The organism is Verrucosispora sp. WMMD573 (assembly GCF_027497175.1).
In the GTDB taxonomy this organism is placed as follows: Bacteria; Actinomycetota; Actinomycetes; order Mycobacteriales; family Micromonosporaceae; genus Micromonospora.
Genome location: NZ_CP114901.1, coordinates 2,651,391 through 2,667,333, shown reverse-complemented (window position 1 = coordinate 2,667,333; position 15,943 = coordinate 2,651,391). Strand labels below are relative to the sequence as shown.

The window sequence follows — 15,943 nt, the reverse complement described above, 5'->3', positions numbered from 1 at the left end:
GGAGTGGTCAGGTAGCTGGCGGGAGCACCTTGGCGACCAGGGCGGCCAGCTCGCGCAGCGCCTTACCACGGTGGCTGATCGCGTCCTTCTCCTGCGGGGTCAGCTCGGCGTTGGTGCGGTCCTGGCCGTCGCCGAGGAAGATCGGGTCGTAGCCGAAGCCACCGTCACCGCGGGGGGCGCGCAGCAGGCGACCCGCCTGCCGGCCGTCGACCAGGTGTTCCTTGCCTCCCGGCAGCACCAGCGCGACGGTGCAGACGAAGGAGGCGCCCCGGTGCTCGTCCGGCACGTCGCCGATCTGGTCGAGCACGAGTTGGAGGTTGGCCTGGTCGTCACCGTGCCGCCCGGCCCAACGGGCGCTGAACACCCCCGGCATCCCGTTGAGCGCGTCGACGGCCAACCCGGAGTCGTCGGCGATCGTCGGCAGCCCGGTACGCCGGCAGCCCTCCCGGGCCTTGATCAACGCGTTCTCGCCGAAGGTCAGTCCGGTCTCCGGCAGCTCCGGGTACGCCTCGACGTCGTCGAGCCCGATCAGGGCGACCCGGTGCGCGCCCAGCGCCCCGTCCAGGATGCGCTGCAACTCGATCAGCTTCTTCTGGTTCCGCGTGGCGAGCAGCACCTTGTTCATGGGAGTAGCGCCTTCCGCTGAGCTTCGGCCAGGTCCAGACAGCCGGCCACGGCCAGGTCGAGCAGAGCGTCGAGCTGTTCGCGGGCGAAGACGCCGGCCTCGCCGGTGCCCTGCACCTCGACGAAGTCACCGGTGCCGGTGCAGACCACGTTCATGTCGACCTCGGCGGCCACGTCCTCGTCGTAGCACAGGTCCAGGCGCGGCTCGCCGGCAACGACACCGACACTGACCGCCGCCACCGAACGGTGCATCACCTTCTCCGGCTTGCCGGTCAGGGCCTTGCGGGCGGCGAGCCAGTCCACCGCGTCGTGCAGCGCCACGTAGGCGCCGGTGATCGCGGCGGTCCGGGTGCCACCGTCGGCCTGCAGGACGTCGCAGTCCAGCACGATCGAGTTCTCGCCGAGCGCCTTGAGGTCGATCGCGGCCCGCAGGCTCCGGCCGATCAGCCGGGAGATCTCGTGGGTACGCCCACCGACCCGGCCCTTGACGCTCTCCCGGTCCGACCGGGTGTTGGTGGCCCGGGGCAGCATCGCGTACTCCGCGGTGACCCAACCCAGCCCGGAACCGCGGCGCCAGCGCGGCACCCCCTCGGTGACGCTCGCGGTGCAGAGCACCCGGGTGCCGCCGAATTCCACAAGCACCGATCCTTCGGGATGGGTGCTCCAACCGCGGGTCAGGGTCACCGGTCGAAGTTGGTCGGGTCGCCGCCCGTCAGGTCGCGCCATCCCTGCACCCTATGTGGTCCGCTGATCGACCCCTCCCCGGGTGTCCGCAGCCGGCCTCGACGCGGTAGGTCCTGCGGCACCGACACTGGTCAGCGTTCGGCGTCGTGCGCGCGGAGGAACCCGGCGATCGCCGACGGCCAGCCGAACTGCTCCGCCCGATCCCGGGCGGCGGTCCGCCGCCGCACCTCCGGGCGATCGAGGAGCTGACGGACGGCCTCGGCGAACGCCGCCGGGTCGCCGTCGGCGGCGAGCCCACCCGAGCCGATCACCTCGGGCAACGCGCTGGCCGCGTTGACCACCACCGGGGTACCGCAGGCCAGCGCCTCCAGCCCGGCCAGCCCGAAGGTCTCCACCGGACCGGGGGCCAGGACGACGTCGGCGCTGGCCAGCACCGCCGCGAGGGCACGACGATCGGGCAGGAAACCGGTGAAGGTGACCGGCAGGCCAGCCGCGCGCCGCCGCAACGCGGCGCGGCGCGGACCGTCGCCGACCATCACCAGCACCGCCGGCACACCGGCCCGGCGCAGCTGCGCCAACGCGTCGACGGCCAGCTCGGGTCGCTTCTCCACGGACAGCCGCGCGCAGTGCACCAGCAGCACCTCGCCCGGGCCCGCGTACCGGTCCCGGACCGCCGGGTCGGCGCGGCCGGGATGAAAGGTGTCCAGATCAACACCGAGCGGTACCAGGTCGACGTTCGGCACGCCGATGCGGGCGAACTCCTCGGCCGCCCATCGAGTGGTGCAGACGATCCGGTCGTAGCGGCGGGCAGTGTCCGCGTTCAGCCGGTCGGCGAGCCGCCGCCCCAACGCGGCGGGTACGCCCCAGGCATCCAGCAGGCCGGTGAGCGACTCGTGCGAGACCATCACCGACGGCACGCCGTTCGCCCGGGCCCAGTCGCCGGTCCAGCGCAACGTGGCCCGGTCGGACACCTCCAGCCGGTCGGGTGCGAGCGTGCTCAGCAGCCGTGCGAGCCGGCGTCGGGCGGTGAGCAACCGGTAGCCGCCACTGTGCGGCAGCGGCGGGCCGGCCACCGTGACGACCCGGCCCCACGGGTGTCGTTCGTCGTCGTCGCGACGGCCGGGCACCACGAGCACCGGTTCGTGTCCGGCCGCCAGATAGCCCTCCCCGAGGTGCTGCAACGCGGTGCGCAGTCCGCCCGAGGTCTCGGTGACGAAGCTGGCCAGCCGGACGATCCGCAGGGTGCCGGTGGGCGCGCTCGCGGTCTCGGTCCCGGTGGTGGTGCCGGCGGACCGGAGCGCGGTGGTGACGTCGCTGATGCGGAGCGTGCTGGTGCGGTCCGGGTGGGTGCCGGTCACGATGCCGCCGGCAGATCGATGGCGGGCATGCTGGAGCGGGCCGCCCGGTAGTGCCCGACGAGTTCGTCGCCGACCGCCGTCCAACTGCGTCCGCGCACCGCGGCGCGGGCGGCGATGCCGTACGCCTGCCGGCGAGACCCGTCGGCGGCCAGTCCAGCCACCGCCTCGGCGATCGCCGTGTCGTCCCCGGGTGGCACCAGTACGCCGGTCTGCCCGGGCGTGACCAGATCGACCGGTCCGCCGCTGGCCGGCGCGACCACCGGCACCCCGCTGGCCAACGCCTCCTGGACGGTCTGGCCGAACGTCTCGTGCGGACCGGTGTGCACGAACAGGTCAAGGCTGGCGTAGAGGCGGGCCAGGGCCTCGCCGTGCTGGACGCCGAGGAACCGCACGCCGGGCAGGTCCCGTTCGAGCTGGCGGCGGGCCGGGCCGTCACCGGCGACCACGACCCGGACACCGGGCAGGCGGGCGGTGGCGGCGAGCAGGTCGACCCGCTTCTCCGGGGCGAGTCGCCCCACATAGCCGACCAGGAGCTCACCGCCGGGCGCGAAGGCTCGGCGCAGGCTCGGGCAGCGCTTGTCCGGGTGGAATCGCTCGGCGTCGACGCCCCGACCCCACAGCCAGATCCGCTGCACGCCGTGCGCGGCGAGATCCTCGGCCGCCCCGGTGGAGGGGGCGAGGGTGCGGGCGGCCGAATTGTGGATCTCCCGCAGCCGCCGCCAGGCCGCGGCCTCTCCCCAACCGACCCGGTACGCCCGGGCGTAGGCGGCGACGTCGGTCTGGTAGACGGCGACCGTGGGCAGCCGGTGGCGGGCCGCCAGCACCGCCGCCCGGGCCCCGAGGATGAACGGACTGGCCAGGTGGACCACGTCGGGCGCGTGCTCCAGCAGCACCCCGGCCAGTCGGTTGTTCGTCGGCACGCCGAGCCGGAAGCCCTGGTAGCGCGGCAACGGCACGCTCGGGATGCGGACCACCGGGTACGGGTACCGGTCGGTGTCGCGGCGCAGCGTGCCCGGCGGGGCGGGTGCGATCACCAACGGTTCGTGGCCCCGGGCGACGAGGTGCTCGGCGGCGCGCACGACCGAGTGTGCGACTCCGTTGACGTCGGGCGGGAACGACTCGGTCACGATGGCGATCCGCATGCCTTCACCGTGGTGGTGACAGCGAAGGTCCAGGAGACGTCCACTTGACCGCCCGGCGAACAGTGCGGCACGAAACCCGCGCCCGGCGGATCAGACCTCGTAGCTGGCGCCGGGACGGACCACTTCCAGCGGGCCGGCGTACGCGGCGGAGGCGGCCGCCACGGTGAGCGCCTCGCTGCCCCAGGCGGGGACCAGATGGGTCAGCAGCAGCCGCCCGACGTTGGCCTTGGCTGCCGCCTCACCCGCCTCACCGCCGGTGAGATGCAGATCCGGCGGGTTGTCGACGCCGTCGAGGTAGCTGGCCTCGCAGAGGAACACGTCGGCGTTCTGGGCCAGCCGCAGCAGCGCCTCGCAGGGGGCGGTGTCCGAGGAATAGCAGAGCACCCGGCCGCCGTGCTCCAGGCGTACGCCGTAGGTCTCCACCGGGTGCAGCACCCGGTCGACGGTGACGGTGAACGGGCCGATCGGGAAGGTGCCGGGTTGCAGCGCGTAGAACTGGTAGACGTCCTCGACGGTGCTGTCCTCCTGCCCGTACGCGGTGGCCAGCCGGTCCGGAGCGCCGGCCGGCGCGTAGACCGGCAACGGCGGGTACGGCCCGTCCGGGGCGTACCGCCGCACCACCACGTAGGTCGCGGCGTCGAGGATGTGGTCGCAGTGCAGGTGGGTCAGGAGGATGGCGTCCGGGGCGTGCAGCCCGGCATAGCGTTGCAGGGTGGACAGTGAGCCCGAGCCGAAGTCGACCAGGAGTCGGAAGTCGTCGGCCTCGACCAGATAGGCCGAGCAGGGGGACTCGGGTCCGGGGAAGCTGCCCGCACAGCCCAGGACAGTCAGTCGCATCGAGTTGTCTCGCTGTCACGGTAGGTAGTGATCGTGCCGGCCGCCGCTCCGGCGGTGATCACTACCGACGCGTACGCCACGCTGGGCAGCCTACGCCCGCGCATGCAAGCGCAAGAATGATCTGCTGGAAGTTGTCATCAACGTGACACCGGTTTCGCCCGTCCGATCGACCACCCGTCACCGAAGTGGTCGGTTCGGGCAGACCGACGCGACGAGGGCCACCGCACGTCGCCGGTGGCCCTCGTCACATGTTGATGCTGCCGCAGGTCAGGCCCAGAGCTGGCCGTCCAGCGCCTCCTCCGCGTCGGCGAGCGTCCCGCCGTACGCCCCGGTGCTCAGATACTTCCAGCCGCCGTCACTGACCACGAACGCCACGTCGGCCCGGCGTCCGGCCCGGGCCGCCTCGTGCGCCACGGCAAGCGCGGCGTGCAGGACCGCGCCGGTGGAGAAGCCGACGAACAATCCCTCGACCTCCACCAGTTGCCGGGTACGCAGCACCGCGTCGCGGGTGCCGACGGAGAAGCGCCGGTTCAGCACGGTCGCGTCGTAGAGCTCCGGGACGTACCCCTCGTCGATGTTGCGCAGCCCGTAGACCAGCTCGCCGTAGCGCGGCTCGGCGGCGACGATCTGGATGCCCTCGACCTTCTCGCGCAGATAGCGCCCGGTGCCCATCAGGGTCCCCGTGGTGCCGAGTCCGGCCACGAAGTGGGTGATGGTCGGAAGATCGTGCAGCAGCTCGGGCCCGGTCGTCTCGTAGTGCGCCCGGGCGTTCGCCTCGTTGCCGTACTGGAAGAGCATCACCCAGTCGGGGTGCTCGGTGGCGATCTGCTTGGCCGTGGCCACCGCCTGGTTGGAGCCGCCCGCCGCCGGCGAGAAGATGATCTCCGCGCCGTACATCCGCAGCAGCTGCACCCGCTCGGTGGAGACGTTCTCCGGCATCACGCAGACCAGGCGGTACCCCCGCAGCTTGGCCACCATGGCCAGGGAGATGCCGGTGTTGCCGCTGGTCGGCTCCAGGATGGTGTCCCCGGGCCGGAGCCGGCCGGCGGTCTCTGCGGCCCGGACCATGAACAGGGCGGCCCGGTCCTTGATGCTGCCGGTCGGGTTCCGGTCCTCAAGCTTCGCCCAGAGCCGTACCGGCGGCGCACCCTCGGGCACCGTCGGCGACAGTCGGGGCAGCCCCACGAGTGGCGTCCCGCCGCAGGCATCCAGCAGGCTGTCGTACCGCGTCATCGCGGCCGCCTCAGCTCGCGGTGACGCGCGTCCGGCCCTCGGCCGGCGCGGCCGCGGCGTGCTGCGCCATCGCCGCCGCCGCGGCGAAGCCGAACGCGCCACCGGCCACCGCGGGCAGGATGGTCACGCTGTCGCCGTCGTTCAGCTTGGCGTCCAGCGCGCCGAGGAAGCGGACGTCCTCGTCGTTGACGTAGACGTTGACGAAGCGGTGCAGCGCGTCGGCCTCGGTGACCAGTCGGCCACGCAGCCCGGCGTGCCGGGAGTCCAGGTCGGTGAGCAGGTCGTTCAGCGTGTCGCCGCTGCCCTCGACGACCTTCGCGCCGCCGGTGTAGCTGCGCAGGATGGTGGGGATGCGAACCTCGATGGCCATGGTGTCGTACTCCTCGCTCGGGTGGACTGCTCGGTGACGGGGAAGGGCGTGCGGGGGCTGAGGGTGGTCAGCGGCCCGAACACTCGTAGTCGACCGTCGCCGGGCTCTGCCCGAACATGTATGACTGCACGGCGTGCGGATCCACCCCGGCGTCGAGGATCCGCACCGGCTCTTCGGTCACCACGCCGTCCACGATTCGGAAGGAGCGGATCTCCTCCGTGTCGGGCTCCCGCGTGGAGACGAGCAGATAGTGCGCGCCGGGCTCACCGGCGAAGGAGATGTCCGTCCGTGACGGGTACGCCTCGGTGGCGGTGTGCGAGTGGTAGATGACCACCGGTTCCTCGTCCCGGTCGTCCATCTCGCGCCACACGCGCAGGTGCTCCATCGAGTCGAACTCGTAGAAGGTCATCGAACGGGCGGCGTTCTCCATGGGGATGTGCCGGGTCGGCGTGTCACTGCCGACGGGACCGGCGACCACACCGCAGGCCTCGTCGGGGTGATCCCGACGGGCGTGGGCGACGATCGCGTCGACGATCGACCGGTCGATGCTCAGCACGTCGCCAAGAGTAGCGTCCGACAGCGGTCAACCGCGAGGCGGTGCCGGTCACAGTCAGTCGATCAAGGCGTTGAGCAGGGACTCCTGGAGATAGCCGAGATACGCGTAGACCGAAAGCTGGAACACCCGGCTGGAACTCGGGTCGTCGGCGACCGCGTCGTCGAGTTCCGCGCCCAGGTCCGTCCCGTCCTTGATCTCCAGCCGTACGCCCATCGCCAGCCGGGCGTCGTTGAGCGCGCGCAGCCACGCCTCCGCCGCCTCGGCGTCCAGGCGTACCTCCCCGCCGCTGTCGCCGGGCAACGCGGCCAGGATCGCGCCGGCCTGATCGATCTTGGCGGTCTTCAGGTCGCCTTCGGTGTACCGGCGGAACTCCGCAGTGCCCGCCGCGTCCTCCGGGTATGCCTCCGGGAAGAGCCGGCAGACAACCGGGTCGGAGTGGTCGAAACCGTCGGTGAGCAGGCCGACCACCTCAGAGGCGACCTTGCGGAGCACACGCACCTCGTCCACTGCGAAGGTGGCGACGTACCGGTCACCGCGGCGGCGGAACATGCTCACGACCGGTCCACCGTCGCCCAGAGCCCGTACGCGTGCAGCTGAGAGGCGTCGTGCTCCATGCGTTCCCGGGCCCCGCTGGAGACCACCGCCCTGCCCTTGTGATGCACGTCCAGCATGAGCTGCTCGGCCTTCTCCCGGCTGTAACCAAAAAGCTTCTGGAACACCCAGGTCACGTAGGTCATCAGGTTCACCGGGTCGTCCCACACGATCGTCACCCACGGTCGGTCAGCTGCCGGCACCTCATCGGTGTCCGGGGTCTCGACCGGTGCAACCTGCGGAGCCGCCATGCCCCCCATCGTGCCACCGGATCCGGGGAATCGAGGAACCGGAACGCCGGACCGGCCCGGATCACCAGCCGCAGCCGCGCCCACGCTCCGACCGGCCGCGTCCCGGACGTGCGCGGATCCCCCACCGGCACCGCCGGCAGGGTGCGGGGCGGCCCGATCAGGCGAGCAGGATGCCGTGTTCGGCAGCATCGGACAGCACCGTGCCGAGCGAGAGACGGACCGCCTCGAACCGGCGGGCGACCTCCCGTGACAGCTCCAACTCGATCTCCCGCAACGCCCGCTGCGCCCAGGCCCGCGCCGCGCTCGGGTCGTTGTTGCCGGGCGAACGCCAGTGCTGCCAGCAGCCGCCCGACAACGCCACGGCCACTGGCGGAAGCACAGCCGTACGGGGCGGTGCGGGGTAGACGGACAGCATGTCGATCGCCGCCGCACCGGTCAGCGAGGCCACGCCCGCCGTGCTGGTGACGAGGAACGCCCGTTCCAACTCCTGCCCGGTGGGATCGTCGACCAGGCTCCAGCGGACCGCCGTGTCGATGCGCCGGCGAATCCCCTGCGGCAACGGTGAGCCGAAGAGTCGACCGGCGGCGTCCTCGACGAGTTCGCCGGCATGGTGGTCGCACTGGGCGGTGGCCAGCAACGACAGCGCCGCCATCTCCCGGTCGAGCAGTTGGGGCAGACCGGCGCAGCCGACGCCGAAGACGATCTCCTGCACCAGGCGCATGTGCATGTTGGCCAGTTCCAGGGCGAGGTGCTGGCGGATGCGTCGGGCGGCGGTGCGGGCCTGCCGGTCGAGCTGTTCCGACCATTCGTTCGGTTCGGTCAGCACCGGCACCCGGCCGCGCTCGCCCGGCAACTCGGGCGGTTCCAGACTGCCCCGCCGTAGCTCCTCGCCGGAGGCCCAGTCCACCAGCGCCCGCCGCAGGTCGATCTCGCCACCGGTGACCACGGGAAACCAGCCGGCATCGGCCAGTCCGGGCACGGCGGCGAGCAGCGCGGCCCGGTGTGCCTCGACGGTGACCGTCACCGGGTCGACCACCGAGTCGCCGGACTCCCCCGACTCCCGCACCGCCGCCGTGCCCTCGCCGGCCGCCCAGCCGTCGGCGCCCGGCGTGACCGCGAAGAAGACCCGGACCGGTGTCCCGGCAAGGTCGGACAGCAGATTCAGCTCGGCGGCTGCGAACGACTGATCCGCCGCGATCACGAACAGAAGCGCGCCGGCCCGACCCACCGCCTCACGCAGGAGACCGCAACCGGTCGGCCCCAGCGTGGCGATGTCCGGCGTGTCGACCAGCACGAGGCGTTTCAACAACGGCTGGGGCAGGCTCAGTTCCACCCGGCGTGGCGGCCTGGCCAGCGCCGGCCCCGCGGCCGGCAGGTCGGGCCGGTACGAGTGCGGCGTGCGGTAGCCGGGCACATAGGCGGCCCGGGTGGGCTCGACACTGTGCCGTACCACCAGCCAGCTACCGCTGGGCACGGCGAGTAGCCCGGAATCGAGTTCCAGCAGCGTGGCGAGCACTCCGGTGCGGGAGGCATCGGCGGGACCGGCCGCGACCACCGCGACCGGCTCATGGGCGTCGGTGCTGGACACGCCGAGCCGCTCCGGGAAGGGCCGGCGACCATGCGGCCCGGCCGCGTCGTCGGGCGTACCGAGATGGTGGAGCGGGCCCGGCTTCATCAGGGGGCGGCCTCCGAGGCAGGGCGACCGGCGAGCCGGCCGCGGTGAGCATCCGGTGTCGACACTCGGATTCCGGAAGGGTAAGGGCGCGAGCGTCGGGATCGGGACAATTGCGATACTCAGCGGTAACTCCCCAACTACTCAAGTTCGCCCTCGCGCCCTGCCGTGCGAGCCACAGTTCCGTCGATATGCTGCGCGAATGAGTCGGTGGAGCTTCGTGGGCCGGGCTGAGCAACTCGACCGTCTCCGGATGGCGGCGGCCGGCGTCCGCGGCCGGGGAATCCTCTTCACCGGCAGCGCCGGCATCGGCAAGAGCCGACTGTTGCACGAAGGTGTCGACGCGCTGCCCGGGGAGAAGTACGCGGTCTGGCGGATCGCGGCCAGCGCCACCACCTCCGCGATGGCCTTCGGCGGGCTGGTCCAGGTGCTTCCGGAGCAGCCGCAGGGCCTGTCCCCGGCCGGCATCCTGCGCTGGGCCGTCGACGTGTTGCAGCAGCAGGCCGCCGGCCGGCGGATCGTCCTCGCGGTCGACGACGCGCACCTGCTCGATCCGCCGTCGGCCGCGCTGGTGCATCTGGTGGCCCGCGCCGAGAACGCCTCGGTGGTCGGCACCCTGCGCGACGGGGAGCAGATCCCCCTGCCGATTCGGGCACTGTGGACGGACGGTCTGGTCGAGCGGGCCGAGCTGGGCCCGATGACGCCGGACGAGACGGCCGCCATGCTCACCGCCATCGTCGGCGGCCAGGTGGACAACGGCTCCACCGACCGCCTGGGTCGGCTCAGTGCCGGCAATCCGCTGCTGCTGCGCGAGCTGGTGTACGCGGCCACCAACAGCGGTGAACTCGTCGAGAGATACGGCGTCTGGACCTGGACGGGGCGGCTGGAACTGGCACCCAGCCTGACCGAGCTGATCGACTTCCGGATCGGCCAGCTCACCCCCGGGGTACGGGCGGTGGTCGAGCTGGTCGCGTTCGGCGAGCCGCTCGGCCTGCGGCTGCTGCACCAGGCCGTGGAACAGCACGACGTGGAGTACGCCGAGGAGCGCGGCCTGATCACCATGGTGGAGTCCGACCGGCGGCTCGACGTCCGCCTGGCGCACCCGCTCTACGGCGAGGTGGTACGCCGGCAGTGTCCGGTGAGCCGGACCCGTCGGTTGCAGGCGCACCTGGCGGACCTGCTGGAGAAGGTCGGCAAACGGCGGCGGGAGGATCTGCTGCGGGTGGCCCGGTGGCGACTGGCCTCCGGCACCGCGCAGGACCCGGCGATGCTGATCTCCGCGGCCGGCGAGGCGTTCGCTCGTTACGACGTGCCACTGGCGACCCGACTGGCCCGCGCGGCGCTCGACGCCGGGGGCGGGTTCCACGCGGCCGAGTTGCTGGCGACCATTCTGATGTTCGCCGACCGGCCGGCCGAGGCGCTCGGCGTGCTCGACGCCGTCGCCACCGACGCCGGCCAGGAGGAACGACTCAGCCGGTGGCTGACGGTACGCGGCATGGTCAGCTACTGGGGGCTGAGCCAGGCGTCCACCGTGGAGGAAATCGCCGCCGAGGGTACGAAGCTGACCGACGCCGCCGCGCAGGCCCGGGTCCGCGCGTTCGAGGCGATCATGCGGCTACACCGGCTGGACGCGCCGGCCGCGCTACGGCTCGCGCAGAGCGTGCTGGACCGGCCGGCGGCCAGTGTCGCCGCCCGCGAGCTTGCCCGTTGCACGATCGCGCACCTGCAGGCCGTGCAGGGGCAGCTGAGCCGCAGTGCGGCCGCGGTGGACCTGGTACAGGCGAAGGTGGCCAACTGGCGGGCCGACATGCCGTACCTGCAACTGGCGGTGGAGCTGGCCCGGGGCACCCGGCTGGCCCTCTCCGGCGATCTCGCCGGCATCGACGCGCTGGTCGCCGACGAGTTCGCCGACCTCGCCGACGCGGGTGACTTCCGGCTCGGCACCGGCTACCTGGCGATCCTGCGGGCGTACGCGGCCCGGCTGCGGGGACGCAGCGACGCCGCGTTGCAGGCCGCGCTAAGTGCCTGCGCGGTCCTGGCGACCAGCCGGGTCTACGCCGGGCTGGCTCAGTCGGAGCGGGCTCAGGCCGCCGCGCTGCGCGGCGACGCCCGGCAGGCTGTCGAGGCGATGGCCGAGGCGGACCGGCTCCACTCGCCGAGTATGGGTGTGCTGTACCCGTGGCTGGAGCAGGCCCGGGTGGCGACGCTGGCGGCCGGCGGTGACCTCGCCGCAGCAGTGGGCCGGCTGCATGGCCTGGTGGACCGGCTGCGCGCCGACGGCTTCGCCGGACACGAGGCCCTGGTGCTGCATGACCTGGTGCGGCTGGGTCAGGCCGGGACACAGACCGGGCCGAGGTGTTCCGACGGCGGCCGTCGTACCATCGCCCAGCGGTTGACGGAGCTGTCGGAGCAGGTCGACGGGGAGTTGCCGCCGCTGCTGGCCCGGCACGCCCGGGCGTCGGCCGACGGGCTTCCGGAGGGATTGCTCAGCGCGGCCGACGGCTTCGCGGAGCGCGGGCTGGACCTGCTGGCCGCCGAGGCCGCGGCGGGGGCCGTGCAGCTGCTGCGGCAACGCCGGGCACCCGAGGTCGGGCACGCCCGGCAACGGCTCGGCGCGCTGCTCGCCAGGTGTGACATGGTGCACACTCCGGCGCTCCAGGCGGCCACCCCGACGCTGACCGAGCGGGAGTGGCAGGTGGCTCGACTCGCGGCGGTCGGCGGCACCAGCCGCGCCATCGCCGAGCAGCTCTTTCTCTCCGCCCGCACGGTGGAGAACCACCTGCAACGCGTGTACACGAAGCTCGGGGTGACCAGCCGGGCGGAGCTGAGGACGGCCCTCGGCACGATCCCGGGGCACGACGGCACGACAGCGGTGTGAACCCTACTCTGAGGGGGTGCACACCTCTCGTCCCGCGTTGCTGACCGACCATTACGAGCTGACCATGGTCAGCGCCGCCCTGCGGGACGGCACGGCCGACCGGCGCTGCGTGTTCGAGGTGTTCAGTCGTCGGCTTCCCGCCGGCCGCCGGTACGGCGTGGTCGCCGGCACCGCACGCCTGGTCGAGCTGATCCGCGAGTTCCGCTTCGACCCGGCCGACATCGAGTTCCTGCGTCGCACCGGCGTGGTCGACGAACCGGGCGCCGAATGGCTGTCCCGGTACCGGTTCACCGGCGAGATCGACGGGTACGCCGAGGGGGAGCTCTTCTTCCCCGGCTCACCGATCCTGACCGTCTCCGGCAGCTTCGCCGAGTGCGTGGTGCTGGAGACGCTGGTGCTGTCGGTGCTCAACCACGACTGCGCGGTGGCTGCCGCCGCGGCGCGCATGGTCACCGCCGCCCGCGGTCGGGCGCTCATCGAGATGGGCGCACGCCGGGCGCACGAGGAGGCGGCGGTCGCGGCGGCCCGGGCGGCCTACCTGGCCGGCTTCCGGTTCACCTCCAACCTGGCCGCCGGCCAGCGGTACGGCATACCCACCGCCGGCACCGCGGCGCACGCCTTCACCCTGCTGCACGACGACGAGCGGGCCGCGTTCGCCTCGCAGGTCGCCACGCTGGGCAAGGACACCACGCTGCTGGTCGACACGTACGACATCAGTCAGGGCATCCGTAACGCGATCGAGGTGGCCGGCCCGGAGCTGCGGGCGGTCCGCATCGACTCCGGGGACCTGGCCGTGATCGCCCACCAGTCGCGGCAGCTGCTGGACTCGCTCGGCGCCACCGAAACGAAGATCATCGTCTCGGGTGACCTCGACGAGTACGCCATCGCGGCGTTGGCCGCCGAGCCCGTGGACATGTACGGCGCCGGCACCGCCGTGGTGACCGGCTCCGGTGCGCCCACCGCAGGGCTGGTCTACAAACTGGTCGAGGTCGAGGGCCGTCCGGTGGTGAAGCGCTCCGAGCAGAAGGCCACCATCGGCGGACGGAAGGTCGCCGTCCGCCGACACAAGCCGACCGGTACGGCCACCGAGGAGATCGTCGTACCACAGGGGGTGCCGGACCACCGTCCCAACGACCGGATGCTGCAACGGTCGTACGTCGTGGACGGCGAGCCGATGGCCCTGCCGACGCTCGACGAGTCGCGGGAGCACCTGCGGCAGTGCCTGATCTCGATCCCGTGGGAGGGTCTCAAGCTTTCCGCGGGCGATCCCGCCATCCCGGTCACCGTGGTACCCACCGAGTGAGAGGAGTGGAGTCGGTGAGCAACGCGCTGATCATCGTGGACGTGCAGAAGGACTTCTGCGAGGGGGGCTCGCTGGCCGTTGCCGGCGGGGCAGGAGTCGCGGCGGGAATCTCCCGGCTGCTGGCTGCAGAGCCGGACCGCTGGGATCACGTCGTGGCGACGAAGGACTACCACATTGACCCCGGCACGCACTTCGCCGACTCACCGGACTACGTGAGCACCTGGCCCCGGCACTGTGTGGTCGGCACTCCCGGTTCGGAGTTCCACCCGGAACTGGCCACCGACCGGATCGAGACGATCTTTCACAAGGGCGAGTACGCCGCCGCGTACTCCGGCTTCGAGGGGCACGCCGACGACGGCGAGGGCCTGGCCGACTGGCTGCGGCGGCGTGGTGTGGAGCGGGTGGACGTGGTCGGCATCGCCACCGACCACTGCGTACGGGCCACCGCCCTGGACGCCGCCCGGGAGGGTTTCGCCACCACCGTGCTGCTGGACCTGACGGCGGCCGTCGCGCCGGACACCACCGACGTCGCGTTGCGCGCCTTCGAGGGGGCCGGGATCACCACATCCGGCGCCCCTGTGATCAGAGCCGCATGAGCCGTTAATTCGTTGGCAGCCGGGCCCCAGCCGGTCGAGGATGTCCGGCGGAGGTACGGACCGACGTGAACATGAAGCCTTACCGGGAGGCACTCGCCCTGCCCGGTCTGCGGTCACTGCTGTTCGTCGCGGTGCTGGCGCGGGTTCCGCTGACCGCCACCGGCGTCACGTTGACGTTTTACGTCGTACAGGATCTCGGGCGGGGCTACGGCGCGGCCGGTCTGGTCGGCGCGGCGATCACCGTCGGCGCGGCGGTCGGTGGCCCGCTACTCGGCCGGCTGGTGGACCGCCGTGGCCTGCGGCCCGTGCTGGTTCTCACCGCCGTGGCCGAGGCCGTCTTCTGGTCGACCGCACCGATGTTGTCGTACTACCTGCTGCTGCCGGCCGCCTTCCTGGCTGGCCTGCTGGCGCTGCCGATCTTCTCGGTGATCCGGCAGTCAATCGCCGCGCTGGTGCCGCCGGAGAAGCGCCGACCGGCGTACGCGCTGGACTCCATGTCGGTGGAGCTGTCGTTCATGATCGGTCCTGCCCTGGCCACGGTGGGTGTCACCACCATCTCGGCCCGCCTCACGCTCTACCTCGTCGGCGTCGGCATCGTCGCCGCCGGAGTGGTGCTGTGGCTGCTCAACCCGCCGGTGCGCAGCGCCGCCGAGGCGTCGACCGGGCCGCAGCCACGGGTCGCCCGCCGGCAATGGCTCACCTCACGGTTGGTGGCCGTGTTCGCGGTCAGCGCCGCAGCGACCCTGGTGCTCGGCGGCACCGACGTGGCGGTCATCGCGGTGCTGCGGGAGAACGGCGACGCCGGTTTCACCGGTGCGGTGCTCTCCGTCTGGGCGGTAGCCTCACTGCTGGGCGGATTCGCCTACGGCGCGGTCCGCCGCTCGTTCTCGCCGGTGGCGCTGATGGGCCTGCTGAGCCTCTGCACCATTCCCGTCGGGTTGGGTGGTTCCCACTGGTGGTTGCTCTGCCTGGCGTTGATCCCGGCGGGGGCGCTCTGCGCCCCGACCATCGCGGCCACCTCCGACACCGTCAGTCGGCTCGCCCCGGCCGGCGTGCGCGGTGAGGCGATGGGCCTGCACGGCTCGGCGGTCACCGTCGGCATCGCCGTGGGCGCCCCGCTAGCCGGTGCGGTCATCGACGCCTCGGCACCGCTGTGGGGGTTCGCGGTCACCGGCGCGATCGGTGCCCTGGTGGCCCTCGCGGTGTTGCCGATCGAGCTGCGCCACCGCCGCGCGGACATCGCGGCCACCACCCGGCCCGGCGACGAGCACACCACGACCGCCCTCACCTCGGCCGCCTCCTGACCCACCCCCGACGCGACGCGCTCCCGCTCCTCCGCCCGCCCGCCCCACGGCGCTCCCCGCCCCCGCCCAGTGCCGGAGCGCCCCACCACCCGACCGACCGCCCCACCCAACCAACCGCCCCGGCCGAACGCCGCCCCACCCAAACGCCGCGCCGGCATTGTGCCCCCGACCCAGGCCCGCACGTTGCGTAACCACCCACGCCACCCACCCTCCCCCATCGACTCCCTTTGCTCTGCTTCAACCCACGCAACGAATTACGCTCCGTGTCACACCGGGCCGACACGCCCTCACCAGGCCACCACATCACAGCAGGTCAATTGCTATTGCGTGGGTTGAAGCAGAGCAAAGGATGGAAGGGGGACGGGTGGTGTCCGGCCAAGGCCATCACGCAACGTGAGACTCTGCGCCTACGGCCGCTGGCCACAGAGAGCGATAACCGGTGCGGCGGTAGCGGTGCGGATGGAGTCGCGGACCTGCCACCGGCCGGGCAGCGGGGCAGCGTGATGGCCGGGCAGCGGGGTGGCCGGGCAGCGTGATGGCTGGG

At 72.3% G+C, this 15,943-nt stretch carries 15 protein-coding genes; 4 read left to right on the top strand and 11 right to left on the bottom strand.

Features of this window, described 5'->3' with window-relative positions:
- Positions 1–7 precede the first annotated feature (7 nt).
- The 11 genes from rdgB to O7601_RS12185 form a co-directional block, all read right to left on the bottom strand.
- On the bottom strand, positions 8–625 hold the full coding sequence (rdgB, locus tag O7601_RS12235; protein ID WP_281566285.1) for an RdgB/HAM1 family non-canonical purine NTP pyrophosphatase: 618 nt from the start codon (positions 623–625) through the stop codon (positions 8–10).
- A complete protein-coding gene (rph, locus tag O7601_RS12230) occupies positions 622–1,350 on the bottom strand; it encodes a ribonuclease PH (protein WP_281566284.1) in 729 nt (242 codons plus the stop codon). Before rph ends, rdgB begins: the two co-directional genes overlap by 4 nt.
- Positions 1,351–1,439: 89 nt before the next feature.
- Positions 1,440–2,549 (bottom strand): glycosyltransferase, encoded by a 1,110-nt coding sequence (locus O7601_RS12225; protein WP_281566885.1) that lies wholly within the window; start codon positions 2,547–2,549, stop codon positions 1,440–1,442.
- A gap of 113 nt (positions 2,550–2,662) precedes the next feature.
- Positions 2,663–3,808 carry a glycosyltransferase family 1 protein gene (locus O7601_RS12220; RefSeq protein ID WP_281566283.1) on the bottom strand — a complete coding sequence of 382 codons (1,146 nt, stop codon included), beginning with the start codon at positions 3,806–3,808 and terminating at the stop codon, positions 2,663–2,665.
- 90 nt (positions 3,809–3,898) lie between these two features.
- A complete protein-coding gene (locus O7601_RS12215; protein ID WP_281566282.1) occupies positions 3,899–4,645 on the bottom strand; it encodes an MBL fold metallo-hydrolase in 747 nt (248 codons plus the stop codon).
- 267 nt (positions 4,646–4,912) lie between these two features.
- Positions 4,913–5,878 carry a pyridoxal-phosphate dependent enzyme gene (locus O7601_RS12210; RefSeq protein WP_281566281.1) on the bottom strand — a complete coding sequence of 322 codons (966 nt, stop codon included), beginning with the start codon at positions 5,876–5,878 and terminating at the stop codon, positions 4,913–4,915.
- Positions 5,879–5,888: 10 nt separating this feature from the next.
- Positions 5,889–6,248: a MoaD/ThiS family protein gene (locus O7601_RS12205; RefSeq protein WP_281566280.1), complete on the bottom strand. Its 360-nt coding sequence runs from the start codon at positions 6,246–6,248 to the stop codon at positions 5,889–5,891.
- A gap of 67 nt (positions 6,249–6,315) precedes the next feature.
- Complete coding sequence (locus tag O7601_RS12200) at positions 6,316–6,804, bottom strand: M67 family metallopeptidase (RefSeq protein ID WP_093401918.1); 489 nt, start codon at positions 6,802–6,804, stop codon at positions 6,316–6,318.
- Positions 6,805–6,858: 54 nt separating this feature from the next.
- Positions 6,859–7,353, bottom strand: a complete 495-nt coding sequence (locus O7601_RS12195; protein WP_210940216.1) for a DUF2017 domain-containing protein — start codon at positions 7,351–7,353, stop codon at positions 6,859–6,861.
- Positions 7,354–7,355: 2 nt separating this feature from the next.
- Entirely contained in the window at positions 7,356–7,646 is a 291-nt protein-coding gene (clpS, locus tag O7601_RS12190; RefSeq protein ID WP_091084354.1) for an ATP-dependent Clp protease adapter ClpS, read from the bottom strand.
- Positions 7,647–7,803: 157 nt separating this feature from the next.
- On the bottom strand, positions 7,804–9,321 hold the full coding sequence (locus O7601_RS12185; protein WP_281566279.1) for a hypothetical protein: 1,518 nt from the start codon (positions 9,319–9,321) through the stop codon (positions 7,804–7,806).
- 199 nt (positions 9,322–9,520) lie between these two features.
- On the opposite strand from O7601_RS12185, the gene O7601_RS12180 reads away from it, so the two are divergent.
- The 4 genes from O7601_RS12180 to O7601_RS12165 all read left to right on the top strand — a co-directional run bounded on the left by O7601_RS12180 (position 9,521) and on the right by O7601_RS12165 (position 15,399).
- Positions 9,521–12,196: a LuxR family transcriptional regulator gene (locus tag O7601_RS12180; RefSeq protein WP_281566278.1), complete on the top strand. Its 2,676-nt coding sequence runs from the start codon at positions 9,521–9,523 to the stop codon at positions 12,194–12,196.
- Positions 12,197–12,212: 16 nt separating this feature from the next.
- Complete coding sequence (locus tag O7601_RS12175) at positions 12,213–13,499, top strand: nicotinate phosphoribosyltransferase (protein ID WP_281566277.1); 1,287 nt, start codon at positions 12,213–12,215, stop codon at positions 13,497–13,499.
- Positions 13,500–13,513: 14 nt separating this feature from the next.
- Positions 13,514–14,095 carry an isochorismatase family protein gene (locus tag O7601_RS12170; protein ID WP_281566276.1) on the top strand — a complete coding sequence of 194 codons (582 nt, stop codon included), beginning with the start codon at positions 13,514–13,516 and terminating at the stop codon, positions 14,093–14,095.
- Positions 14,096–14,166: 71 nt separating this feature from the next.
- Positions 14,167–15,399 (top strand): MFS transporter, encoded by a 1,233-nt coding sequence (locus tag O7601_RS12165; RefSeq protein WP_281566884.1) that lies wholly within the window; start codon positions 14,167–14,169, stop codon positions 15,397–15,399.
- Positions 15,400–15,943 lie beyond the last annotated feature (544 nt).

Excerpts from the sequence above, each read along its gene's own strand:
- O7601_RS12205 (WP_281566280.1), bottom strand. The coding sequence starts at position 6,248 with ATGGCCATCGAGGTTCGCATCCCCACCATCCTGCGCAGCTACACCGGC.
- O7601_RS12185 (WP_281566279.1), bottom strand. The coding sequence starts at position 9,321 with ATGAAGCCGGGCCCGCTCCACCATCTCGGTACGCCCGACGACGCGGCC.
- O7601_RS12180 (WP_281566278.1), top strand. The coding sequence starts at position 9,521 with ATGAGTCGGTGGAGCTTCGTGGGCCGGGCTGAGCAACTCGACCGTCTC.
- rph (WP_281566284.1), bottom strand. The coding sequence starts at position 1,350 with ATGGCGCGACCTGACGGGCGGCGACCCGACCAACTTCGACCGGTGACC.
- O7601_RS12210 (WP_281566281.1), bottom strand. The coding sequence starts at position 5,878 with ATGACGCGGTACGACAGCCTGCTGGATGCCTGCGGCGGGACGCCACTC.
- O7601_RS12195 (WP_210940216.1), bottom strand. The coding sequence starts at position 7,353 with ATGTTCCGCCGCCGCGGTGACCGGTACGTCGCCACCTTCGCAGTGGAC.
- O7601_RS12220 (WP_281566283.1), bottom strand. The coding sequence starts at position 3,808 with ATGCGGATCGCCATCGTGACCGAGTCGTTCCCGCCCGACGTCAACGGA.
- rdgB (WP_281566285.1), bottom strand. The coding sequence starts at position 625 with ATGAACAAGGTGCTGCTCGCCACGCGGAACCAGAAGAAGCTGATCGAG.
- clpS (WP_091084354.1), bottom strand. The coding sequence starts at position 7,646 with ATGGCGGCTCCGCAGGTTGCACCGGTCGAGACCCCGGACACCGATGAG.
- O7601_RS12165 (WP_281566884.1), top strand. The coding sequence starts at position 14,167 with ATGAAGCCTTACCGGGAGGCACTCGCCCTGCCCGGTCTGCGGTCACTG.
- O7601_RS12215 (WP_281566282.1), bottom strand. The coding sequence starts at position 4,645 with ATGCGACTGACTGTCCTGGGCTGTGCGGGCAGCTTCCCCGGACCCGAG.